The sequence below is a fragment of the Brevibacillus sp. FW306-2-1A-C05A genome, from assembly GCF_058781555.1.
Window position 1 is genome coordinate 30,261 of record NZ_JBYSWV010000010.1, and the last position, 23,198, is coordinate 53,458.

The window sequence follows — 23,198 nt, forward strand, 5'->3', positions numbered from 1 at the left end:
AGCGAAATTTACGAAATGTAGCGCCGCAACGTTTTCGTCATTCTCGGAGCAGCAGAGCAAAGACAAGCTCTCCTTGCTGCACACCCTTCCCGCCAGGGGGAATCTTAATCAAGCAGTCGGAATCTTTAATCGACACGGTTACGCTTGACTGGTCCATTCCGACAGGCTTTACGAACAGTTTGCCATCTTGCACATACGATTTTCCGCGGACATAGCGCGGATACGCATTGACCTTGGCAAACGCCTCTCCTAAAAAAGCCGTGCATTCCGGTCTGTATTTGTTTTTGCGCCCTTGCATCCCCAAAATCGCCGGGCGGACGAACAGCTCGAAGCCGACAAAGCACGCCCCCGGATTGCCTGACAGGGCAAATAAAAAGGCGTCTTTCCACACCCCTGCCGTCGTCGGGCTTCCGGGCCGCATCGCTACTTTGTTGAACAGCAGCTCCCCTTCCCAGTTTTGGAAAAGATCGACGAGAATATCGTAGTCGCCTACCGATACGCCGCCTGATGTGATGACAAAATCCGCGGTGGAAAACGCATCGAGAATAACCGCTTGCGCTTTGTCCGCTTCATCCGGGACCGCGTTCATCAACAGCGGAATGCCCCCGCTTCCCGAACGAGCGCTGCCAGCATGTAAGAGTTGCTGTTTCGGATTTTCCCCTGGCACAGTGGCGCGTCCACAGGCAGCAGTTCGGAGCCTGTGGCGAATATCGCGACGGTCGGGCGCTTATATACGTTGACACGAGAAAAGCCGAATGTAGCCAGCAGCGCCGTCTCGCCAGCGCGAATTTCGCTTCCTTTTTGCAGGACGCATTCGCCTTTGGCGAGTTCGTGGCCGATCGGAGTCAGATTTTTGCCGGGCGGCATCTCTTTTTTGATGGACACGAACGTGTTGCCCTGCTTCTCCACGTTGTCGGTCATTTCCAGCATGATGACCGCGTCTGCCTGTTCCGGCACCATCGCTCCGGTCATGATCCGCGTAGCCGTATTAGGCGATACGGCTTTAGTCGGAACAAAGCCGCACGGAACATGCTCGATCACTTCCAGCAGGACGGGCGATTCCGGTGACGCTCCCTTGGTAGCGCTCGCCATGATCGCAAAGCCATCCATCCCGGAACGGCGGAAATGCGGCATCGGCTCGGGCGCCGTCACCTCCTCTGCCAACGTGCGGCCATAGGCAGCTTCCAGCGAAACCTCCTCCACGCCAAGCTGGCGCAGATGCTGTTCGATTCTGCGCTGCGCTTCCTCCACCTGAACAGTCTGTCGGCGAAAACGATTTGCGTTTTCCATCTCGCTTATCCTCCAATTTGCGACATGCGCCTTGCCGTCGGTACATGAGATTGGCTTTCATCTGCCAAAGCCTTGGCCATTTCGTGATTCATCGGCTTGATGCTCAACGCTTTGAAAAAAAGCTGGCGAATCGCTTCATCGTCTCCGATATGCTTGCGAACGTTAAACTCGTCTGCCCAATACAGACACGGCTTGATGTTGCCATCCGCCGTCAAACGCAGCCGGTTGCACGTTTCGCAAAAATGATCGCTCACCGGGTGAATCAACCCAAAGCTGCCTTTGGCCCCGGCAATCCGAAAGGTCTGGGCGGGACCGTTGCCGCGCACGTCATGGCTTTCCTCTGTTTCCCAACCAAGCTGCTTACATCGCTCCAAGACGGTCGACAGCGGCAAATACGACTGTTTCCAGCGCATGTCGTTGTGGCCGATCGGCATGTACTCGATAAAGCGGACTTGCACGGCGCCGTCCAGCGTCAGCCGCAAAAAATCTTCAATCTCGTCGTCGTTGATTCCCTTCATGAGAACGACATTCAGCTTGATCGGCCAAATCCCGGCTTGTTGACAGGCCGCGATACTGTCCAAAACGCGCTGGACATCGCCGCCGCGGGTGATAAGCGAAAAACGGTCGGCCTTCAATGTATCCAGGCTGATGTTGACGCGCTTCAAGCCCGCTGCTTTTAATTTCGCCGCCTTTTTCGCCAAAAAAATGCCGTTGGTCGTCAAGGCAATGTCTTCGATTCCCGGTGTTTCCGCTATCGCTGCGACCAGTTCTTCAATGCCTTTGCGGACGAGCGGCTCCCCGCCCGTCAGCCTTACTTTTTTCACGCCCATTTCGGCCAACACTCTGACAACCTCGGTAATCTCGTAAATAGACAAAATGTTTTCGTCCGGCTCAAATTCCATCCCATCCGCTGGCATACAGTACACACAGCGCAAATTGCACCGATCAGTTACGGAAAGGCGCAAATAGTCGTGAACGCGGCCAAACGAGTCCACTAATTCACTTGGAATCACTGGACGTCCCCCCTTCGGCCTGTTCGATTCGCTCAGGCCAGGTGTACACGTTGAACGACTGGTTGCGAATAAAGCCAACGGTAGTAATGCCAAGCTCCTGCGCCAGCCGCAGGGCCAGCTCGGTCGGCGCCGATTTGGACAACACGATACTGCATCCGATCTTGGCTACTTTCAACAGTACTTCTGACGAAATCCGGCCGCTGAACACCATGATTTTGTCTTCTACCGGCACGGAATGCATCAGGCAATGCCCGTACAGTTTGTCGAGGGCATTGTGCCTGCCGATGTCCATTCGGGAGACGACGATCCCGTTTGCATCGCACAGGGCAGCATTGTGAACGCCGCCCGTGTCCTGAAAAAGCTTCGCTGACTGCTGCATCGCCTGCATGAAGCGAAAGCAATCCGCGCTTGAGATCGTCACGCCTGTCGTTTCCAACTTTTTCACCGTGCGCGCGTCGTTGTAAAAGTAAAAGCTTTGGCGGCTTTTCCCGCAGCACGAAGTGACGTACCGTTTCGAGTGGAACATCTGGTTGTACCTGTTCACTTTTTCGGCGCGGACGTAGGCGTACCCAGTGGTTTCGTCCACAAACAGGTCAGTCACATCCGTGTATGCCTGAATTACCCCTTCAGACGCCAAAAAGCCAATGACAAGCTCTTCGATGTATTCCGGGCTGCACACTAACGTCGCAAACTCTTCCTCGTTCAACATGATCGTAATCGGCGACTCTGTGACGATGGAATCTTCTACTTCCTCCAAAGCGCCATTTTCATAGTGCAGGACAGGAGACAAAATAGACACGGGCTGAATCACGATTGTTTCCCACCTTTCCTTTGCTGCTGCTCGTTATGAAATGGATCGGTCCAGTACATATACGGTCATGGCGATGTCTTCTTCCAGGCTGATATCGGAAAAAATCCGCAAAATTTTGGCGTCGATAATTTCCTCCAGCTTCGCTACTACCGCCGGATCATTGTAAATGTTCTTCACCAGCTTCGTACGCGCATCGTGAACCATTCGTCTGCCGTCTTCGGACATAATCATGAACTTTTCTACGTTGGTCAAATTGCCTTTCATCTCGCAAATGACCCACGGCCCGCAAAACCGAGTGAGGATTTCGCGCGGACCGTTTCCAACGTATTCCTTGCGTATCTCGCGCACAAGCATGCTGAATTGGTGCTCAAGACTTTTTGTCATTCGATATTCTCCTTTAGCTCCAAGACCTTGTTCTGACGGGGAGCCAGCATAATATAGCTGATGACCAGGATAAAAATAACGAGCGATAAAATCAGATTGTTCATCGCATCATCCCGATTGACGATGATAAAACGCACAGTGCCTGTGATCCCGATATAGATCAGATAGCGCAACGGAAAGTGATACGCTTCGTGGAAATACTTGACGATCATCGAAACGAAGACAAAGTAGAGAAAAAAGGCCAAGACTTTTTCCAAAATATCATGGACGTTATTATTTCCTTGAAGGGCATCCAGTACAATGGCATACAGTTCGCGTACAAGGTAAAAGCTCAAGACCAACCCGAGAATGATGAGCGAAGTATTTAGCATGAGTTGATAAAAGCGCACGATTGTCAATTCGTTTTTGCTTTTCGTCATCCAACTAGCTGACCTCCTCTTCAAAAAGCTTGCTGCCTGTTTCATCAGTCTTTCAATCCTTCCCCGACTCCTTTCAGCAGGTTGATGCCAAATCCCATCGCCCGGTTGATGTCCGGATCGCGCAACGCTTTTATCAAATCGAACACGCCGACCTTTGCTCCCGACTGCAAAGCTTCATCCGCTCTTTGCAGCCCTTTGGTAACGCCGGCCATCAGCTTTTTGGTCATTTCCGGATCGAGCTCTGTCAATCCTCCCGCCGCCGCCATCGCATTGTTAATCATGTTCGTGACGGGCGGACGAACCATTTGTCCGACGACGATTTTGGCGATATCTTCTTTCGCTTCGACAGCGGCGTTGAGCGCCCCCAGTATGCCGCTGTCATGCAGCTCCTGCAGCAGCTTGATCGTCGCCTGAATCCCCTCCGGATTTTCGGCCAGGGATTGCAGGACGCGATCGACTGTTTGCGCTTGTTTTTGTTCTTCGCTAACCTCTGGTTTCACTACTTTCGTTATCGGTCTTGCCATTATTTTTCTCCTCCCGCAACGTTAACTTCTGCAATCGGCACGTAATCTTCTCTCGCCCATTTCCGCTCTACCTGGACACCCAGTTGCGGGTTTCGTTTCGCGTAGCGAGGATTGTACATAGGCAGCGGGGTCATGCCTTTTTCTTTGAGCAGCTCCATGCGCACCTTCGTCTGTTTGTACGCAGGGGTTTGCGTGCGAACGTCGCCCACGCTGCCTGTCAGCAGGTTGATCGCATTTTCATGGCTGACGGAGTGCATCGGTACGTACAGTTCGTTGCCGCTGACCCGATCGGTCACGAGCACCCGCAGCTTGATCGCTCCGTACGGCGAGACGAGGCGAACCAGGGAACCGTCTTGCACGCCGCGTTCGCGGGCAAGTTCAGGCGAAACCTCCACAAACACTTCCGGCAGTTTGTACTGGATTCCTTTTGACTTGTTCGTCATGTTTCCTTCGTGGAAATGTTCCAGCAATCGACCATTATTCAAAGTAAGGTCAAATTCCGATGGATATTCCACAGGCGGAATGTATTCCACGAGCGAAAGTCTCGCTTTGCCGTCCGGGAAGTTGAAGCGCTCCTGGTAGAGAAGCGGTTCGTCGGTGCCGTCTTTTTGTACCGGCCAATGCAAGCTGTTCCATCCTTCCAGACGGTCGTAGGACACGCCTCCGTAAAGCGGCGCCAGGCTGGCGATTTCGTCCATGATTTCGCTCGGATGCTGGTAGTTCCAGTTGGCTCCCATGCGTTGCGCGATCATCTGGATGATCGCCCAGTCCGGCTTGGAATCGCCAAGCGGTTCCAAAACTTGATACAAACGCTGGATGCGTCTTTCGGTGTTCGCGAACGTACCGTCTTTTTCCAGCGATGGCGACGCAGGCAAGACGACATCGGCAAATTGCGCCGTTTTGGTCAGGAATACGTCCTGGACGACGAAGAAGTCGAGCTTGCTGAGCGTGTCGTGCACGTGGTTCGCGTTGGAATCTACCCACGCCATGTCTTCGCCCATCAGGTACATCGCTTTCAGTTCGCCTTTTTCGACGGCTTCCAGCATTTCGATATTGGTCAAGCCCGGTTTGTTGGAGATGGTGACGCCGTACGCTTTTTCAAATTTCGCTCTCGCCGCATCATCGGTAATATGCTGGTACCCTGGCAGCCAGGTAGGCAGCGTGCCCATGTCGCAAGCGCCCTGGACGTTGTTGTGTCCGCGCAAAGGATAAGCGCCCGCTCCTGGACGGCCGTAGTTTCCTGTCACCAGCAGCAGGTTGGAGATCGCCGCCGATGTATACGAGCCTGCGACGTTTTGCGTGACGCCCATTCCCCACAAAACGCAAGTGCCGTCCGCTTCATGGATCATTTTGGCGGTCTGGATCAGTTGTTCTTTACCGAGTCCGGTAACTGCTTCGGCGTAGTCCAGCGTGTATTTTTCCAGCATGGCGCGATATTCGTCAAACTGGTTCACCCGCGCCCGGATATACGCCTCGTCATGCCAGCCCTGGTCGATGATGTACTTCGCAACGGCCGTCAGCCAGACAAAATCGGTTCCTTGTTTCGGGTGCAGGAACAGATCGGAGCGCTCTGCCATCTCATGCTTGCGCAGGTCGGAAACAATCAGTTTTTGCCCGTGCAATTTTTTCGCCCGTTTTACGCGGGTTGCCAAAACGGGATGGCCCTCTGTCGGGTTCGCCCCGACGATGATGACCAGTCCGGCGCTGGCGATATCTTTAATCGTGCCTGAGTCTCCGCCGTATCCGACAGTTGCGAGCAGTCCGTCGGTTGCGGGCGATTGGCAATAGCGGGAACAGTTGTCGATGTTGTTCGATTCAAAAACTTGGCGCGCCAGCTTTTGCATCAGGTACGCATCTTCGTTTGTCGTTTTCGACGAGCTGACAAAGCCAAGCGCTTCGCCTCCGTAGGTTTGCTTGATCGCACCCATCCGCTCGGCAATCAGCGTCAGCGCCTCATCCCACGTCGCCGGAACGAAGGCGTCGTCTTTGCGAATCAGGGGCGTAGTCAAGCGCTGGTCGCTGTTGACAAAATCCCAGCCGAACTTCCCTTTCACACATGTGGAGACGCTGTTGACCGGAGAGTCTTCCGTTGGCTCCACTTTCAAAATGTGGCGGCCTTTGGTCCATACTTCAAACGAACAGCCTACGCCGCAGAACGTACAAACCGTTTTCGTTTTTTTGGTTCGCGTCTCCCGCATCGCCGCTTCGACTTCTGAAATCGCAAAAATGCTGCTGTACCCAGGCTCGACTTCTTTAATCAGATCGATCATCGGGTTCAGCAGGTCTTTTTGAATGCCTGACATGAATCCTGCCTCGCCGAGCATCGATTTTTCCATCAGCGCATTGCACGGGCAAACGGTCACGCACTGACCGCAAGATACGCACGAGGAGTCGTTAATCGATTTGTTGTCATCCCAAATGACTCGCGGGATTTCCCGCTCCCAGTCGATGGTCAGCGTTTCGTTTACTTGCAAATCCTGGCATACTTCGGTACAACGTCCGCAGAGGATGCATTGATCGGGATCGTAGCGGTAAAAAGGATGCGACATGTCCACTTCGTAGTTTTTGCCGCGGAACGGACGCGTTTGGTGGTCGATTTCGAGCAACTCTGCCGTGTTGTGCACCCGGCAATTTCCGTTGTTGTTGTCGCAGACGGTGCAATACAGCATGTGGTTTTCCAGGATGCGGTCCATCGCTTCGGTCTGCGCGCCTTTTGCCCGCTCGGAGGAAGTGAGAATCTTCATCCCGTCTGCAATCGGCGTCGAGCACGCCCGCATAATTTTTCCGTCCACTTCGCACATGCACGTATCACAAGTTTGAACTGGGCCTAAAATGGGTGAGTAGCATATATGCGGATGCTCGATGTCGTGTTGCAGCAGGTAGTCCAGGATGCGGGTCCCTTCTTCCGCTTCGTGCTTCACGTTGTTTAGTTCAAACTTTACCTTTTTCATTTCCCAAAAACCTCCAGAATCATAATAAAAGCCCACCATAAAACAATTCGGGCATAACGCATGCACAAATTGTCTTATGGTGGGCTAATGACTAAGCATCAATTGATACCAGTTATCCATCCCATTCGTATGGAGGAGATCAGGATGCGTTGGCTATACGTGATGACCAACCATCAATGATCGACTATAGCTTCATTATAGCACCAAAACCGCCCGAAAATCCAACTCTTTTTGTTGAAGGATTGCTCACACCTTGCCTTTCACATATCTTGCGTTAAAAATGAACAGCCGCATCAGCAAAAACAGCGACGGAATGAGCAACACCATCCCGCCGATGAAAGCCGCGACCAAAAACTTGGCCATCGTCGGATTCGTGACGCTCGTATGAAAGGAGACGTACGGGTAGAGCAAATACGGCAAATGGGACTTTCCGTACCCCCAGAACGCCGTGAAAAATTGCAGCATGACGGAAATGAACATCCAGCCGTATGCCCTTTTGACGATCAATAAGCGCAGCGCATTCAAGAAGAAGCCAAACGACAAAATAAACCAGATGCTATGGTCCATGAGCGAAGAAAAATGCTCAGGATTATGCTTCCACAAGGCCATAAAGACGAGCAAAGACGCAAAAATCGTCGGCAAGCTGTTAAACAGCGCCCATTGCCGCAGCACGCCCTCTGCCTGCGCGTCCTCCGCCCGATTCGCGTAATAGGTCAAAAAGCTTGCGCTGATAAACAGCACACTCACGAGAGCCAAAAACACAACGGCCCAGGAATACGGGCTGTAAAAAAGGTTGCCGGGCAAAAAATGCGGGACGCCGCCGTCCATTTCGATAAATCCCCCTTCCGATATCGTCAGGACGGTGGAAAAGGAAGCCGGGATCAGGACGCCTGTTGCCGCGTACAAAAAATGGTACAGGTGGCTGCTCGGATTGCCGTATTTGCTGAAGGCGTAAAAAGAGCCGCGAATCGCCAGCAAGACCAGGGCGACGCTCGCCGGGACGAGCAGCGCTGTCCCGTAGAAATAGCCTGTCTCCGGAAAAAAGCCGACGATGCCGACGAAAAAGAACACGAGAAAGACGTTGGTCACTTCCCAGACCGGCGACAAATAGCGGGTAATCACTTTGTTGATGATTTCTCCTTTGCCTGTGATCCTTCCGTAGTAGGAGAAAAAGCCCGCCCCGAAGTCAATCGAAGCGACGATGATATAGCCGTACAAAAACAGCCAGAGGATGGAGATTCCAAGCCCTTCCGTCGTCACGTCTGCTCACTCCTCGCATCCAGTAGCGGCTCCACCGGATTTCTGCGCGCCATTCGAACCAGCACATACACGGTCAATATGCCTAAAAGAGCGTAAATCACACTAAACAGGACAAGCATCGACCCGACGTCTGGCGATGTTGTCGCCGCCTCTGATACGGTCATATACCCGCGCAAAATCCATGGCTGCCGCCCTACTTCAGCAAAAATCCAGCCAAATTCGATCGCAAGCATCGACAACGGGCCTCCGAGCACGATCAGGCCGAGCAGCCAGCGGTTCCATTCCAGTTGCGGCTTCCAGATCCGGCAAGCGACAAAGATACAGGAAAGCACAATCATGAAGCTTCCAATCCCTACCATCAGGTCGAACCAGTAATGAATGATTAAGGGAGGCCAGTTTTCTTTCGGAATGTCGTTTAAGCCCGTGACCTCTCCCTGAAAGCTGTCGGTTGCCAAAAAGGAGAGCATGCTTGGCAATCGGAGGGCGTAGTTCACCTCGTTCGTCGTTCTGTCCAAGGTTCCCCCTACCAGAAGGTCAGCGTGCGTTTTCGTCTCGAAATGCCATTCCGCCGCAGCCAGTTTTTCCGGCTGGTAGGCAGCGAGAAACTTGCCCGACAGATCGCCCACCACGGCCGTCGCCACTGCAAAAATCAGTCCTACCATCATGCTCAGTCGCAACGCTTTTTTATAGTACTCGTTGCGGTGGCCCCGCAAAATAAACCAGGCCGCAATGGCGGCGATCACGAAAGCCGTTGTCATGTACGCAGACGTGAGTACGTGCGCTACCTTGGTCGGCGTCGCCGGGTTGAACATCGCTTTTAACGGCTCGATGTTCGCAATCGCTCCGTTTTCGATCGTAAACCCTTGTGGCGTATTCATGAACGCATTTACCGTCGTTATGAAAAAGGCGGACAGGCCAGAGCCAATCGCGACCGGAATCAAGACGAGCAAATGAAAGAGCGGCTTTTTAAACCGGCTCCACGTGTACAGGTAAATCCCTAAAAAAATCGCTTCAAAGAAAAAGGCAAACGTCTCCATAAATAGCGGCAGAGAAATCACTTGCCCCGCGATTTTCATAAACCCCGGAAACAGAAGGGACAATTGCAGGCCGATGATCGTCCCCGTCACGACGCCAACCGCAACCGTGATCGAATACCCTTTGGCCAGCCTGCGCGCCAAAAGCCTGTACTGCTGGTCTTTTTTCACAATCCCCATCGTTTCAGCCAGTAACAGCAACAACGGCATTCCCACTCCGATGGTGGCATAGATGATGTGAAACCCTAACGTAAGTCCGAATAAAATTCTGCTTTGCAACGCCAAATCCATCCGCTTTCCTCCTTGGCAGCATTCGGTCGTCCCTGCTCGTCTCCCGGTGGAACCCGGTAGCAGCGCTCACTTTTTCCGCGTCGTTTTCATCCTTCATTCCCTGCACGGGGATTTTGTCTGTATGCATTCTCGCGCCTCCTTGCTGTCGCGGTCAATGAACGTGCTTCTCGGCTTCCTGCATGCCTTCGCCCATTCCGCGCAAAAAGTTAATCATGGAGCCAAGCGCGAGGGTGACGTTCGGCTCCATCATCGCCCTGCCCATTCCCATCAGGCCCATCGGTTTCTCGCTTTTCGTGTCCGTTAACCGCACGATTCCATGATCGACGGCGTTCAAGATGTTTTGCAGCTTGCCAGGCTCCAGCTTGCCCAAAAACTGCAGCGCGTTCATCCCGTTTTTCATGATCCGGTGCATGCCGGGCTGGTTGAGCTGGGACACAGCGATAACCCCGATGTCATGCCGATTTTTCAGCGCTCCCTGGACGATGTCCAAGACGCCAATCTCCTGCAATTCCTTCACGATATCGAGCAACGTAATCAGCGCCTGGTGGTTTTCGCTCACCGCATCCAGCACCTGCTGGATCGCCTTTTGCTTTTCTTCCTCCGGCGTGGGAATGTACCGTTCAATGTTTGTAATCGCTTTGGCCATCGGCTTGCCCTCCTGTTCCGAGTAAATCGGGGATGGAAATCCAGTCGTCACGCTTCCGTCCTTGATGTCTCGTTCTTCGGCCAGCTCCGGCGAAACCTCCAGCCACGGATTCGGAACCTTGTGGGTAATTCCCGTCGCTTTATACGTCATGTTTCCTTCATGGAAATGCTCCAGCAGGCGGCCGTTGTTCAGATGCAAGTCGAAGTCCTTCGTCAGCTCGAACATCGGCGGCAGCCAGTCAACCTGAATCAGTCGTGCCTTTCCATCCGGGAACGGGAACCGCTCGGTAAAGAGCAACGGCGTATCCTCCCCGTCAGGCTTCACTGGCCATAGCTGGCTGTTCCAGCCTTCCAGCCGCTCGTAGCTGACTCCGGCAAACATCGGAGCGAGGCTGGCTGCTTCCACCATGATTTCACTTGGGTGCGTGTAGTTCCCGTTTGCGCCCATCGTGTTGGCCAGATCGCGAATAATCATCCAGTCCGGCCTGCATTCGCCCAACGGCTCAAACACTTTGTGCAGCCGCTGAATCCGCCGTTCCGTGTTGGCGAACGTCCCGTCTTTTTCCAGACTCGGCGATGCGGGCAGCACCACGTCGGCAAACTCGCCCACAGGATGCACGTGCCGTCGGCTTCGTGAATCATCGTCGCCAGCTTTATCTGCTCTTCTTTTGTCAACCCGGTCACTTCTTCGGCATATTCGAGGGTGAACTTTTGCAGCGATTGGACGAACTCTTCGTAGCCGTTTACCCTTGCTTGAATAAATTCTTTTGCTTCCCAGCTCTGGTCGATGATGTATTTCGTAATCGCGGAAATCCAGACCAGATCGGTTCCCGGCTTCGGATGCAGATGCAAATTCGCTTTTCGCGCCAATTCGTTTTTCCGCAGATCGACAACCGCGAGCTTTTGCCCAAACAGCTTGTGCGCTCGCTTGATCCGGGTCGTCAGCACCGGGTGGGATTCCGCCGGATTGGCCCCGACCACGATGACCAGGCCGGCGCTGGCGATGTCCTGAATCGTTCCCGAGTCGCCGGAGTAGCCAACCGCCCGCATCAACGCCATGGAAGCAGGCGACTGGCAATAGCGGGAGCAGTTGTCGACGTTGTTCGTCTGGATGACAGAGCGGGCGAACTTCTGGAAAATGTAATTTTCTTCATTGGTGCATTTGGAGGAAGCGATGAAGCCGATCGAATCTGGCCCGTACTTTTCTTTCAGTTCGTTCAGTTTCTTGCTGATAAACCCAAGCGCTTCTTCCCAGCTCGCTTCGACGAATTTGTCGCCTTTGCGAATCAACGGCCTGGTCAAGCGTTCTTCGCTGTTGACGAAATCCCAGCCCCATTTCCCTTTGACACAGGTGGAGATGCCGTTTACGGGCGCTTCTGGCTGCGGCTCGATTTTCAAGATTTTGCGGCCTTTCGTCCATACCTCGAAGCTGCAGCCTACCCCGCAATACGTACAGACCGTTTTGGTCCGCTTAATCCGGGTTTTGCGCATGCTGGCCTCGATTTCGGATACGGCAAAAATTTCTTTGTAGCCAGGTTCCACTTCTTTGGTGATGTTAATCATCGGCTCCAGCACATCGGCGGGAATCCCTGTCATATACCCGGCTTCGCCGAGCATGGATTTTTCCATTAACGCGTTGCATGGGCATACGGTGACACAATGCCCACAGGAAACACAGGAAGACTGGTCGATCGGCACATCGTTGTCCCAGATTACGCGCGGATTTTCGCGGTTCCAGTCGATGGAAAGCACTTCACTGACTTGCAGATCCTGGCATGCTTCCACACAGCGGCCGCACAGGATGCATTGATCGGGTTCGTAGCGGTACATCGGATGGGATAGATCGGGGGGATACGGCTTCGGCTTGAACTCGTATTTTTGATGCTCAATTTCCAGGTACTCGGCGGTGTTGTGGACGACGCAGTTTCCGTTGTTGTTGTCACAAACCGTACAGTACAACTGGTGATTGCGCAAAATGCGCGACATCGCCTCCAACTGCGCTTCTTTGGCCAGCTCCGACTTTGTGTTGACGATCATTCCCGGCTCGCTCCCCGTTGCACAGGAGCGAACCAACTGGACGTTCACTTCCACCATACATGTATCGCACGTCTGAATCGGCATCAGATTGGGATGTTTGCAGATATGAGGAATATAACAATCATGGGATTCTGCCACATCCAAAATCGTTTGCCCTTGCACGGCGGGGTACGTTTCGTCGTTGATTTGAATCGTGTACGATCGCTCGTCCATTTTGCCATCCCTCCACAAAATAAAGAACATCCTGGTATGTACGCAAAGCAAACAAAGGTAAATAAAATGCCTGTACCCTTTCTATTCTGAAGTTATTCTGTCGTAACGCTGGGGGATTATACATTTTTACGCAAACGCTGTCCGGGCGCACGAGCTGCAGCTTTACATTCCGCCTGCTCACGTTGGCAACAAAAAACCCAGGGTGTTTGCCCTGGTGTCGTGCCGGAGAATCGCGTATAGAGAGCGGTATGACGGCGCGATTTTATCGTTGGCACTCGGCCCGATCATCGGGGACATCCTCATGTACATCTTTACCAGCTCGATGCTGACGTTTCGCGGCCAAGGGTTGCCGGAAATCTTGCGGCACGCGTTGCCCAGGGCCATTGCGATTCCGGCGCTGCTGCTTCTGGGCAGCGCGTCGTTTATATCGGGAGCGCTCGTATTGATTAACTACGCCTTCATCGTGTCCCGCTATTTAAGCCCGGAGACTCCGGTGTACGTACTGTTGATTCTATTTGTTGCGGTAGCGAGCTTCGGCGCCTTGCAAGCTTCGAAAACGGTGCTGTACAGCACGGAGCTGATTCTGATTTTGAACGTGCCGCTCCTGCTGTTTTCAATTGTCAAGGCGTACACGAACCCAAACATGAACTTCGACGAAGTAAGGGCGATGATTGATTACACGTGGATTTTTCCCAGTTGGAAAAGCCTCGCCGTCTCGACGTATGCGGTGACGGGATACATCAGCCTGTCGATTTTCAACCGCGCGTTTTCCGGTGTCCAAATACTCAAGCACCGCTGGACGATCCCCTGTATCGGGTTCAGTATCCTGTTTACCGCGTTTTTTGCATTTCCTATTTATTCGCCATGATTACATGGCGCCTTGTTCGGGATCGGGACCGTAATCGTCGGAAGCTGGCTCAGCGAAGGGACAAAGCACTATCACCACGTGCTGCGAAAGCTGCAGACGCTTGGCGTCGATCCGATCGGGTTTGGCTTGCGCTATCGGGCTACCCACTACGAGCGGGAAAAAGACTGGGAGAGATGGAAAGCGATCTATCCCCGGCTCGACTGGCAAATCAAGGTGAACATCGACCTCGTCGGATCGGGCGGAATCAAATGACACAGCCGCCCACAAAGACAAAACGACCCTCTGCACGGGGTCGCCAGTTTCTACTCTTCTTTTTTCATGACGCTGTACTCGTCGCGCACCATGGAGACGTCATCGCCTTGCTGGGTCATCTCCAGCTTGTACAAAATGTCGGAAAGCACCGAGGCGACGATCAAGGTCAGATCGCCCGTATTGACGGGTTGGCGAAAATAGTGCCCGATCATCTCGTAGCCTTTTCGCTTGAACGATTCGGTGTCGTCCTCGCCCAAGGCATCACACAATTCTGCGATCAACTCGTTCAACGCGATTCGCGCCCGCTCGTACACGTCGGGCTGATCGGTGGAAACGACATCTGCTTCCTTTTTCTGGCCCAAATTGTCTCTCCTCCTTCCCCCTATAGGGTGGAACAGGAACAAATTTTTATGCAGAATCCGCTTGGCGTGCTGTCCGCGCCTGCGAAGTGCGGATGCCCGTCAATGCCTGGAGCAGCACGCGGTCGTAGTGCGCTTCAGCGTCAGGCTTGCGGGAATCGAGCAGCGTGCCGAGCACAGCGCCCAAAAACCCGAGCGGAATCGAAATCAAGCCGGGGTTGGTCAGCGGAAAAATCGGCTCGGCCAAAATGAAGCCGGTCTGTGGATTCATCACGGTCGGTCCGGCCACGACGAGTACGACGGACGCGATCAGCCCCGTCAACACGCCGCAAATCGCCCCGCGCACGGTAAAGCGGCGCCAGTACAGCGTAAACAACAAGAGCGGCAAATTGGCCGAGGCGGCGACGGCAAAGGTCAGACCGACGAGAATCGCGACGTTCATCTTTTCCGCGCCGATCGCCAGCCAGATGGAAGCGAATCCGACGGCAACCGACGAGCATTTGGCCATCGCGACTTGTTCTTTTTCCGACGCCAGCCCCCGCCGGATCAGATGGCTGTAGACGTCATGGGCAAAAGCGGACGAGGCGGACAGCACCAGCCCGGTCACCACGGCCAAAATCGTGGCAAAGGCGACTGCAGCGATGTAGGCCATCAAAAATTCGCCGCCGAGCGCATCCGCGAGCAGCGTCACGGTCAGATTGCCGCCAAAGCCGACATTTTTCAGCGCCTCATAGCCGACGAAGGCGCTTGCGCCAAAGCCGAGAAAAATCGTCAGCAAATAAAACGCGCCGATCACCCACGTAGCCGTGTAGATCGAGGAACGGGTGGTCACCGCATCCTTGACCGTAAACAGGCGGGAAATGATGTGCGGCAGCCCGGCGGTGCCGAGAATCAGGGCGAGATGCAGCGAGATCGTCTCCAGCGGATCGTTCAACTGGTTGCCCGGATGCAAAAATTGCTCCTGCAACGGCGTGATCGTGCTGACGTGGGAAAACATCTCCGACAGGCTCCAGCCGAATCGCGAAAAGACGATCAGACTGAGGATGAGCGTCCCCGTCAGCAACAAAATCGCCTTCACAATCTGCACCCACGAGGTCGCGACCATCCCGCCGAAGACGACGTAAAACGTCATCAGGCTGCCGACGATCATGACCGCCGTATCGTAGTGGACGCCGAGCAAATAGTGGATGAGCGCCCCTGCCCCGACGAGCTGCGCGATCATGTAAAAAATCGTAATCAACAGCGTCGTACAGGCGACCACCCCGCGCAGCCACAAGCTGTCGAAGCGGACGGCAATCGCGTCGGCGAGCGTATAGCGCCCGAGGTTGTGCAACGGCTCCGCGATCAGAAACAAAATGATGAGATAGGAGACAAAAAAACCGATGGCGTACACGAAGCCGTCAAAGCCGTACATGGCAATCGTCCCGGCGATGCCGAGAAACGAAGCCGCGCTCATGTAGTCGCCCGCAATGGCAATGCCGTTTTGCAGACCCGTCAGGCGGTTGCCGGCGGCGTAAAAATCTCTGGTCGTTCCCGTCTGCTTGGCAGCCGAATATGTAATCGCCATCGTCCCGATTATGACAGCCAAAAAGAAAATGATCGTCGTCACGGACCCGCTCTCCTTTCCCCGCGCCAAACGAAAAAGCCCAGGGATCACCCTGAGCCTTTTTGCCTGGCAGGAGCTTCCTTGCGTTATTTGCTTCTACGCCGAGTCCTTTATTCCTGTGTTCGCCCGCACCAAAATTTCGTCGTACTTCGCGTCGTTGCGCGAGCTGGACAGCAGCGTGCCGATCCAGGCGGCCAAAAACCCGAGCGGGATGGAGACGATTCCCGGATTCGGCAGCGGGAACAACGCTTCTCCGACCAAAATCGCTTTTCCGGCAACCGGATTCCAGACGTTGGGGCTCAAAGCCACGAGAATCAGCGAACTGAACAGCCCGACCAGCATGCCGCTGACCGCCCCTGTTGTGTTAAACCGTTTCCAGAAGATCGTGAACAAAATGACGGGCAGGTTGGCGCTGGCCGCAACGGCGAAGGCAAGCGCGACGAGAAACGCCACGTTCAAATTTTGGGCAAACAGCGCAAGTGCGATGGACACGACCGAAACCCCTACCGAAGCCCATTTCGCCATCTTCATTTGCTCTTTTTCCGTCGCTTTGCCCTGGCGGATGACGTGGCCGTAAAAATCGTGGGCAAACGCCGAGGCTGCGGTCAGCACCAATCCGGCCACGACGGCGAGAATCGTCGCGAAAGCAACGGCGGATACAAAGGCAAAGAGGAAGTTGCCGCCGAGTGCCTGGGCGAGCAGCGGAGCGCCCATGTTCCCGGCCGCATCCATGTTTTCCGCTCCTACAAACGCCGCTGCGCCAAAGCCGAGGAAGATCGTCATGATGTAGAAGAGGCCGATAATCCAGGTGGCGTAGACGACGGACTTGCGGGCAGTCGTCGCGTCTTTTACCGTAAAGAAGCGAATCAGGATGTGCGGCAGCCCGGCCGTTCCGAGCACCAGCGCCAGGTTGAGCGAGATCGTATCCAGCCCGACCTTGAACTTGTTGCCCGGATTGAGGAACTGCTCCCCGAGCGGCGTCGCCGTTTTCATCTGTTCAAACATCGTCATCAGGTTGAAATCAAACTTGGCAAAGACCATCAGCGAGATGATGAACGTGCCGACCATGAGCAGCACGGCTTTGACAATTTGCACCCACGAGGTTGCCGTCATGCCGCCAAACACGACGTAGACCGTCATCAGCGCCCCTACAATCAAAACAGAGGTCGTGTACTCCAGCCCGAGTAATAGCTTAATCAACGCCCCCGCCCCTACGAGTTGGGCGATCATGTAAAAAATCGAAATGGCGATGGAGTTCAGTGCAGCCACACCACGTACCTGCTTATTGTCAAAACGCGCAGCAATCATGTCCGCCATCGTGTATTTGCCGAGGTTGCGCAAAGGCTCCGCTACCAAGTAAAGCACGACGAGGTAGGCGACGAGAAAGCCGATGCTGTAAAAAAAGCCGTCAAACCCGCTTAATGCAATCATTCCGGCAATCCCGAGAAACGAAGCGGCAGACATGTAGTCGCCCGCAATCGCCAGCCCGTTTTGCCACCCTGTCAGCCCACCGCCCGCGGTGTAAAACTCGCTGGTCGTATTCGTCCGCTTGGAAGCGTAATACGTAATCACCAGCGTAAGCACGACAATTCCTAAAAAAAGTAAAAATGCCGTTACATTCATTTGCCCCCGCCCCCTGTCTCCCGCTTGATTTTCTCCACCAGCTCGTCAAAGCGCGCGGCCCGTTTGGTGTACAAAATACAGAGGCCCCAGGTCATGATGAATTGGGCAAAGGCGAACACCCACGCCCACGAAATCGCTCCAATCGCCGGCTGGTTGAGCACGGTGAAATAGGAGGTCAAGATCGGCAAAGTAAAGTAGAAGACAAAGAAGAAAATGGAAGATGGCAGGATGAACGCCCGTTTGCTGCGCAACAGCTCCTTGAAGGTGTCTGATTGGATGATCGCTGTGTAATCACTGCTATCCTGCTTCTGGCCCTGTGTTTTTGGAACCGAAAGCGGCTTGCTCATTGGAACCTCCCCCTCTTCAAACAAAAAATGTAAGCGCTTCCTCTATTGTAGGGAATCCGTTTTTGTTCGTGTGGCTTTTCGCGCAAGATGTCTGGGGGCGTGCGCCAACGGCCGATTTTGCATCGCGATCTGCAAGCGCCTCATTCTTCGAGCCGTCTCAGCAAATCTTTGGCCGAGGTTCGGGACACCGGGATGCGCGTCTTCGCCTCTCCTTTCAATAGCAGGTTGTAGGCGCCGTTGAACCACGGCTCCAGCTCGCTCACATAGTGCAGGTTGACCAGGTAGCTTTTGTGCGTGCGAAAAAAATCGTAGCCGGCAAGCTTTTCCATGAGCTGGGTCAGCGTCATCCGCGTGGAATACGTGTCGGTCTGGGTAATGATGCGCACGAGCCTCTCTTCTCGCACAGCGTAGACGATCGTGGCCGGATCGATCACGACCAGCCTGCTGTTGTCCTCCACGATCAGCTTGGAGCGCTTGGGAGCAGCCGGCTCCTGCCTAGGCTTGACCAGCCGCTCGCGGATGCGCTGCATCGTTTCCACCAGCCGCTTCGGCTCCGTCGGCTTCAGCAAATAATCGACGGCGTTCAGCTTGAAGGCGTCTACGGCAAACGTCTCATACGCCGTACAGAAGACGATGAGCGGCTGCGGCTTGCGGGCGGCCAGCATTCTCGCGGCCTGTGCCCCTTCCAGCTCCGGCATTTTCATATCGAGAAAAACGACGTCCGGCTCGTGCTCGTCGACCATTTCCAGCAACTCCCGGCCGTTGGTCGCGTAGGGAAGCAGCTCGACATCCCCTTCCTGTTGCAACAAATAGCTCAACTCTTCACGTGCAAGTCGTTCGTCTTCTGCAATCATGATGCGAATCGGCATCAGGCACTCACCTCTTTTTTGATTGGAATCGCAAATGTGATCGAACTGCCGCCTTCTGGCCTGTTGGCAAAATGCAGTTGCGCATCCGGGCCTTGCAAACTGATGAGCCGCTGGTTGACGTTGTGGACCCCGATGCCGTTTCCGTCCTTGCGCTCCATCGGAATTTTGCCCAGGAGCGGAAGCAGTTCCTCCGGGAATCCTCGGCCGTTGTCCTCGATCGTAAACACGATGGCATGGCCTTGCCGCTTTACGCGCAGGCTGATTTCCCCGCCTGCCCCCATGTCGCGCAAGCCGTGGTGAATACAGTTTTCAATCAGCGGCTGCAAGGTGCCGGGCGGCATGAGCGCGTCTTCCACGCCGGGATCAACGGACGTATGCACGGCGAACTGCTCGGAAAAGCGGATGCGGATAATCTCCAAATAAGCGTGCAGATGCTCCAACTCCTGGCCGACCGTGACCAGCGTGCTCGACGTGAGCTTCAGATTGAAGCGCATGAACACGCTAAGCTGAATGGTCATATGGCGGGCGAGCTGCGGGTCGATCCGGATCAAGGTCACGATCGAATTGAGCGTGTTGAACAAAAAGTGCGGGTGAATTTGCGCCTGCAGCATTCGCAGCTCCGCGTCCTTCATCAGCCCTTTCATCTGCTCGGCGAGCGACAGCGTCAACTGGTTGGAGATGAGGTTGCCAAGCCCTTTTGCCAGCGCCTCCTGAACTTTGCCGATTTGCTGGGGACGGCGAAAATACAGCTTGATTAAGCCGACGACGCTTCCCCCTTCTTTGATCGGAACGAGTATGGCGGCTTGCAGTTGGCATTGCTTGCGCTTGCAGCCGAGCATCTCCCGGCCCACGCCCTTGTCGATCGAGCCGCTGGCCAGCACGCGCTGCTCCAGATCGCTCTGAACCGTTTCTCCGGGCAAGTGATGGTCGGCCCCGGCGCCGACGTGGGCCAGTACGCGCTCCCGGTCCGTCACGGCTACTGCGATCGCTTTCGCCTCGCGTTGCAGCACGAGCGCCGCTGCTTGCGCTGTCTGCGGCGTCAGCCCCATTTTCAACTGCGGCAAAATACGCTGAGCAATCGTGAACGCACGCTCAGCCTCCAACGCAGCGGAGCGCTCCTCTTCTTGCAAGGCGACGCGAATCATCGTCGTAAAAATGGCAATCGAAATGCTGTTCGTAAGCACCATCGGAATGCCAATGACATTGACCATCGTGCGAACCAGCTCCGGCGGTCCTGACATAATCAATAGCAGCGACATCTGGATCACGGGAGCAAACATGCCGATAAACAGCGCTTTGGAGGGCGAGATCACCCGTTCTTGCGAAAAAAACCGCGCCACATAACCTGCCAACAGCCCTGTGAGCGGAACGGACAAGCCCATGGGAACCGCGGCAAAACCGCCCAACTGATACAAGTGCAGGCCTGCAATAATCCCCGCTCCCAACCCGACCATCGGCCCGCCCAGAAGCCCTCCGATCACGACGCCGACCAGCGTGGAATTGGCAACGATCTCCTCTCCTGCAAGCGAAAAAATCCAAAAGCCCGGGATGTACCCGTCTTTGTGCACCACCACGCCCGCATACGTGCCCGCGATGCCGAACAAGCCGAACATCATCGAAAAAGCGATGGAGGTTCCAAGGTGCAGCTCCCGGTCCAAAAGCTGCCGGAACAGCGGAATCCGCGTCAGGATAAACCCGAGCGTCAAGAGAATGCCCATCCGTTCGATGAGCAGCAGCGTGAGATTGTCCACGGCTTCCTCCTGTTTGTGTTGAAATCTTCTATAAATTCCGCATTTATTTCGAATTCCCTGCTGGACAGACAATCAAGCTGGGCGTTTTGCATACGCTGAGTGTGCAATGCTTCATGGGAAGGGTGATGGAAACATGTGTGGAATCGTAGGTTGGATTGATTGGGAAAAGGACCTTTCCCAGGAGCGTCCGGTACTGCAAAAAATGACCCGGTGCCTCACGGATCGCGGGCCTGACGCCGACGGGTTTTGGCTGACTCCGCGGGCCGCCCTCGGTCATCGTCGCCTCGTCGTGGTAGACCCGGCAGGCGGGCAACAGCCGATGACGGCTCTCAAAAGCGAACATGCCTGCACGATGATTTACAACGGGGAGCTGTACAACACGGAAGACTTGCGGCAGGAGCTGCTCGCCTGCGGCCATACTTTTCAGTCCCATTCGGATACGGAGGTGCTGCTGCACACGTATCTGGAATGGGGCACGGACTGCCTCTCCAAGCTGAACGGTATTTTCGCTTTTGCGATCTGGGACGATCGGGCACAGCAATTGTTTGTCGCACGCGACCGACTGGGTGTCAAGCCGCTGTTTTACGCGCAGAGAGGCAGCTCGTTTTTGCTCGCCTCCGAATTAAAAGCGCTGCTGGCCCACCCCGATGTACGGCCGGAGCTGTCGCGGGAAGGGCTCGCGGAAGTGTTTGGCATCAGCCCCGCGCGCACGCCGGGCCATGGCGTGTTCCATAACGTGCACGAAGTACGTCCGGGCTGCTTCCTCACCGTCACGCGCGACCGGGTCAAACAGGAGCGATACTGGCAGTTGGAAAGCCGTCCGCATACCGACGACCTGGACACGACGACAGCGCGCGTCAGAGAGCTCGTCGTCGATTCCATCCAGCGCCAGTTGGTAGCGGACGTCCCTGTCGCGACCCTCCTGTCCGGCGGGCTTGACTCCAGCGTCATTACGGCTGTGGCCGCCGACTATTTCAAAAAAGAAGGCCGCGGAACGCTCCACAGCTACTCCATCGACTATGTAGACAACGACAAGCATTTCAAAGCGAGCGCTTTTCAGCCGAACGAGGATGCGCCGTATGTGCAGCTCGTTTCCAAATTTTTGGGCACCGCGCACCATACGATCGAATTTGATACGGCTGAGCTGATCGATGCCTTGAAAACAGCGACGCTCGCCCGCGACCTGCCAGGGATGGCGGACGTGGACGCCTCGCTCTACCTGTTTTGCCGCGAGATCAAAAAAGAGACGACGGTTGTCCTCTCCGGCGAATGCGCAGATGAAGTGTTCGGCGGCTACCCGTGGTTTCACCGGGAGGAGCTGCTTACCGCCGGGACCTTCCCTTGGTCGCGGGCGGTGAAGGAACGGGCCTCGTGGCTTGCGCCCGAGCTGCGAGCCTGGGTCAAACCGGAGGAATACGTCGCGATGCGCTATGCGGAATCGCTCGACGAAGTGCCGCACTTGCCGGGTGAGGACCCGCTGGAAGCACGCCGCCGGGAAATGTTTTACCTCAATATTACGTGGTTCATGAATACGCTGCTCGATCGCAAGGACCGGATGAGTATGGCGGCCAGCCTGGAAGCGCGCGTGCCTTTTTGCGACCATCGGATCGTCGAGTACGTCTGGAATATCCCCTGGGAAATGAAAACGTACGGCAATCGCGAAAAAGGGATTTTGCGCAAGGCGATGGAAGGCATTCTCCCCGACGAAGTGCTGTACCGCAAAAAAAGCCCGTATCCGAAAACGCACAACCCGTCCTACACCGAAGCCGTCCGCACCTGGCTGCTTGATACTTTGAACGACCCGAGCTCGCCGCTGCTGCGGTTGGTCGATGTCCCCGTCATTCGCAAAATTGCCGAGTCGGACGCCCAGGCTTCCAGCATACCGTTCTTCGGTCAGCTCATGAGCACGCCGCAGCTTTTCGCCTACCTGGGCCAGCTAGACTACTGGCTGCGCGAATACAAGGTCACGATCAAGGCGTAGCGTAACGATGGCAACCGTGCAAAAGCAAAGCTCCTCGACCCCATGGTTATGGGGTTTTGAGGAGCTTTTTCTTTCCTTTGCTCTTTTTCTTTTTGGCCTGCTTTGCCTCGGGCTTCGCTGCAGGGTGCAAGACCGGCTTCGGCCCTGGCTTCGCGACGGACTTGACGGCGGGCTTCGGTGCGGGCTTCGGCGTCGCCTTCAAAGCGGCGGCAGGCGGACGGTATCGCACGTCACCTTCGCGGCCGGACCGCTTCATGATCGTAAACGCATCGGTTTCTCCCGCGCGGATCAAGCGGTAATCCACTCTCGTCTTCTTTTCTCCCCCGACGAGGATCGCTGCCACCACTCGCTGGTTGGGGCAGTTCGCTTTGACTTGTACAGACTGTACCGTGTTCGGAAACGGCGGGACCGCGCCATACGGGATACACAGCTTTCCTTTTAGCATCCGCAGGCGGAGGTTGCGAATCATCGCCTCTGTCAGTTGCTTGCCCCAATACCTGCGAAAGATGCGGGAGATTTTCCGCTTCGTGTTGTATTTGTCGGGCAAGGGCGTGTAATCGACGCCATTTACGGTGTAGACGACCTTTCCTCGCGGCGACGTGGCGATCTGTGTCCAGACTTGCTCGGCCGAGCTGATAAACTGCTTGAACATGCGCCATTCATCCAACGA

Annotated in this window: 21 protein-coding genes and 1 pseudogene; 3 read left to right on the top strand and 19 right to left on the bottom strand. The window is 54.9% G+C overall.

Going from position 1 to position 23,198, the window contains the following annotated elements:
* Window positions 1-37: 37 nt before the first annotated feature.
* The 12 genes and pseudogenes from AC3WJN_RS09095 to AC3WJN_RS09150 all read right to left on the bottom strand — a co-directional run.
* Window positions 38-589 (bottom strand): molybdopterin-binding protein, encoded by a 552-nt coding sequence (locus AC3WJN_RS09095; protein ID WP_007785120.1) that lies wholly within the window; start codon window positions 587-589, stop codon window positions 38-40.
* Window positions 589-1,290, bottom strand: a complete 702-nt coding sequence (locus tag AC3WJN_RS09100; RefSeq protein WP_492329247.1) for a molybdopterin molybdotransferase MoeA — start codon at window positions 1,288-1,290, stop codon at window positions 589-591. The genes AC3WJN_RS09095 and AC3WJN_RS09100 overlap by 1 nt, the downstream gene beginning before the upstream one ends.
* 5 nt (window positions 1,291-1,295) lie before the next feature.
* Window positions 1,296-2,303 carry a GTP 3',8-cyclase MoaA gene (moaA, locus tag AC3WJN_RS09105; RefSeq protein ID WP_007785116.1) on the bottom strand — a complete coding sequence of 336 codons (1,008 nt, stop codon included), beginning with the start codon at window positions 2,301-2,303 and terminating at the stop codon, window positions 1,296-1,298.
* On the bottom strand, window positions 2,290-3,111 hold the full coding sequence (gene fdhD / locus AC3WJN_RS09110) for a formate dehydrogenase accessory sulfurtransferase FdhD (protein ID WP_025848403.1): 822 nt from the start codon (window positions 3,109-3,111) through the stop codon (window positions 2,290-2,292). The genes moaA and fdhD overlap by 14 nt, the downstream gene beginning before the upstream one ends.
* Before the next feature lie 36 nt (window positions 3,112-3,147).
* A complete protein-coding gene (locus AC3WJN_RS09115; RefSeq protein ID WP_005832873.1) occupies window positions 3,148-3,498 on the bottom strand; it encodes a Na-translocating system protein MpsC family protein in 351 nt (116 codons plus the stop codon).
* Window positions 3,495-3,917 (bottom strand): phosphate-starvation-inducible protein PsiE, encoded by a 423-nt coding sequence (locus AC3WJN_RS09120; protein WP_492329248.1) that lies wholly within the window; start codon window positions 3,915-3,917, stop codon window positions 3,495-3,497. The genes AC3WJN_RS09115 and AC3WJN_RS09120 overlap by 4 nt, the downstream gene beginning before the upstream one ends.
* Window positions 3,918-3,961: 44 nt before the next feature.
* Window positions 3,962-4,441: a helical membrane plugin domain-containing protein gene (locus AC3WJN_RS09125; protein ID WP_005832877.1), complete on the bottom strand. Its 480-nt coding sequence runs from the start codon at window positions 4,439-4,441 to the stop codon at window positions 3,962-3,964.
* Window positions 4,441-7,392 carry a formate dehydrogenase subunit alpha gene (gene fdhF, locus AC3WJN_RS09130; RefSeq protein WP_026557024.1) on the bottom strand — a complete coding sequence of 984 codons (2,952 nt, stop codon included), beginning with the start codon at window positions 7,390-7,392 and terminating at the stop codon, window positions 4,441-4,443. Before fdhF ends, AC3WJN_RS09125 begins: the two co-directional genes overlap by 1 nt.
* A 246-nt stretch (window positions 7,393-7,638) precedes the next feature.
* Window positions 7,639-8,652, bottom strand: a complete 1,014-nt coding sequence (locus AC3WJN_RS09135; RefSeq protein ID WP_007785108.1) for a cytochrome d ubiquinol oxidase subunit II — start codon at window positions 8,650-8,652, stop codon at window positions 7,639-7,641.
* Window positions 8,649-9,977, bottom strand: a complete 1,329-nt coding sequence (locus tag AC3WJN_RS09140; RefSeq protein WP_327953523.1) for a cytochrome ubiquinol oxidase subunit I — start codon at window positions 9,975-9,977, stop codon at window positions 8,649-8,651. Before AC3WJN_RS09140 ends, AC3WJN_RS09135 begins: the two co-directional genes overlap by 4 nt.
* A 151-nt stretch (window positions 9,978-10,128) precedes the next feature.
* Window positions 10,129-10,623, bottom strand: coding sequence for a helical membrane plugin domain-containing protein (locus AC3WJN_RS09145; RefSeq protein ID WP_309479501.1), 495 nt, complete (start codon window positions 10,621-10,623; stop codon window positions 10,129-10,131).
* A 111-nt stretch (window positions 10,624-10,734) separates the two neighbouring features.
* Window positions 10,735-12,872, bottom strand: a pseudogene (locus AC3WJN_RS09150) (molybdopterin-dependent oxidoreductase); the annotation flags it as partial.
* Window positions 12,873-13,086: 214 nt separating this feature from the next.
* Here AC3WJN_RS09150 and AC3WJN_RS09155 point away from each other — a divergent pair.
* Window positions 13,087-13,740: a hypothetical protein gene (locus tag AC3WJN_RS09155; RefSeq protein WP_238500496.1), complete on the top strand. Its 654-nt coding sequence runs from the start codon at window positions 13,087-13,089 to the stop codon at window positions 13,738-13,740.
* A gap of 12 nt (window positions 13,741-13,752) precedes the next feature.
* Window positions 13,753-13,992 (top strand): Ger(x)C family spore germination C-terminal domain-containing protein, encoded by a 240-nt coding sequence (locus AC3WJN_RS09160; protein ID WP_122952649.1) that lies wholly within the window; start codon window positions 13,753-13,755, stop codon window positions 13,990-13,992.
* 50 nt (window positions 13,993-14,042) lie between these two features.
* Here AC3WJN_RS09160 and AC3WJN_RS09165 read toward each other — a convergent pair whose 3' ends face one another.
* From AC3WJN_RS09165 to AC3WJN_RS09190, 6 genes are all read right to left on the bottom strand, one after another.
* A complete protein-coding gene (locus tag AC3WJN_RS09165; RefSeq protein WP_005832886.1) occupies window positions 14,043-14,354 on the bottom strand; it encodes a hypothetical protein in 312 nt (103 codons plus the stop codon).
* Between the two features lie 46 nt (window positions 14,355-14,400).
* Window positions 14,401-15,918: a solute symporter family protein gene (locus AC3WJN_RS09170; RefSeq protein ID WP_206699488.1), complete on the bottom strand. Its 1,518-nt coding sequence runs from the start codon at window positions 15,916-15,918 to the stop codon at window positions 14,401-14,403.
* Window positions 15,919-16,053: 135 nt separating this feature from the next.
* Window positions 16,054-17,580 (bottom strand): solute symporter family protein, encoded by a 1,527-nt coding sequence (locus tag AC3WJN_RS09175; RefSeq protein WP_005832888.1) that lies wholly within the window; start codon window positions 17,578-17,580, stop codon window positions 16,054-16,056.
* A complete protein-coding gene (locus tag AC3WJN_RS09180; protein WP_005832890.1) occupies window positions 17,577-17,927 on the bottom strand; it encodes a DUF485 domain-containing protein in 351 nt (116 codons plus the stop codon). Before AC3WJN_RS09180 ends, AC3WJN_RS09175 begins: the two co-directional genes overlap by 4 nt.
* 140 nt (window positions 17,928-18,067) lie before the next feature.
* Entirely contained in the window at window positions 18,068-18,796 is a 729-nt protein-coding gene (locus AC3WJN_RS09185) for a LytR/AlgR family response regulator transcription factor (RefSeq protein ID WP_005832892.1), read from the bottom strand.
* Window positions 18,796-20,547 (bottom strand): LytS/YhcK type 5TM receptor domain-containing protein, encoded by a 1,752-nt coding sequence (locus tag AC3WJN_RS09190; protein WP_007785095.1) that lies wholly within the window; start codon window positions 20,545-20,547, stop codon window positions 18,796-18,798. Before AC3WJN_RS09190 ends, AC3WJN_RS09185 begins: the two co-directional genes overlap by 1 nt.
* 133 nt (window positions 20,548-20,680) lie before the next feature.
* Between AC3WJN_RS09190 and asnB the strand changes: the two genes are divergently transcribed.
* Entirely contained in the window at window positions 20,681-22,528 is a 1,848-nt protein-coding gene (asnB, locus tag AC3WJN_RS09195) for an asparagine synthase (glutamine-hydrolyzing) (protein WP_007785093.1), read from the top strand.
* Between the two features lie 46 nt (window positions 22,529-22,574).
* On the opposite strand, the gene AC3WJN_RS09200 is transcribed toward asnB, so the two are convergent.
* A complete protein-coding gene (locus AC3WJN_RS09200) occupies window positions 22,575-23,195 on the bottom strand; it encodes a DL-endopeptidase inhibitor IseA family protein (protein ID WP_005832896.1) in 621 nt (206 codons plus the stop codon).
* Window positions 23,196-23,198 lie beyond the last annotated feature (3 nt).

Coding starts and splice junctions, on each gene's coding strand:
- AC3WJN_RS09145 (WP_309479501.1), bottom strand. CDS start 10,623: ATGGCCAAAGCGATTACAAACATTGAACGGTACATTCCCACGCCGGAG.
- AC3WJN_RS09125 (WP_005832877.1), bottom strand. CDS start 4,441: ATGGCAAGACCGATAACGAAAGTAGTGAAACCAGAGGTTAGCGAAGAA.
- AC3WJN_RS09095 (WP_007785120.1), bottom strand. CDS start 589: ATGAACGCGGTCCCGGATGAAGCGGACAAAGCGCAAGCGGTTATTCTC.
- AC3WJN_RS09185 (WP_005832892.1), bottom strand. CDS start 18,796: ATGCCGATTCGCATCATGATTGCAGAAGACGAACGACTTGCACGTGAA.
- fdhF (WP_026557024.1), bottom strand. CDS start 7,392: ATGAAAAAGGTAAAGTTTGAACTAAACAACGTGAAGCACGAAGCGGAA.
- AC3WJN_RS09140 (WP_327953523.1), bottom strand. CDS start 9,977: ATGGATTTGGCGTTGCAAAGCAGAATTTTATTCGGACTTACGTTAGGG.
- AC3WJN_RS09170 (WP_206699488.1), bottom strand. CDS start 15,918: ATGGCGATTACATATTCGGCTGCCAAGCAGACGGGAACGACCAGAGAT.
- AC3WJN_RS09100 (WP_492329247.1), bottom strand. CDS start 1,290: ATGGAAAACGCAAATCGTTTTCGCCGACAGACTGTTCAGGTGGAGGAA.
- AC3WJN_RS09175 (WP_005832888.1), bottom strand. CDS start 17,580: ATGAATGTAACGGCATTTTTACTTTTTTTAGGAATTGTCGTGCTTACG.
- asnB (WP_007785093.1), top strand. CDS start 20,681: ATGTGTGGAATCGTAGGTTGGATTGATTGGGAAAAGGACCTTTCCCAG.
- AC3WJN_RS09120 (WP_492329248.1), bottom strand. CDS start 3,917: ATGACGAAAAGCAAAAACGAATTGACAATCGTGCGCTTTTATCAACTC.
- AC3WJN_RS09115 (WP_005832873.1), bottom strand. CDS start 3,498: ATGACAAAAAGTCTTGAGCACCAATTCAGCATGCTTGTGCGCGAGATA.
- AC3WJN_RS09180 (WP_005832890.1), bottom strand. CDS start 17,927: ATGAGCAAGCCGCTTTCGGTTCCAAAAACACAGGGCCAGAAGCAGGAT.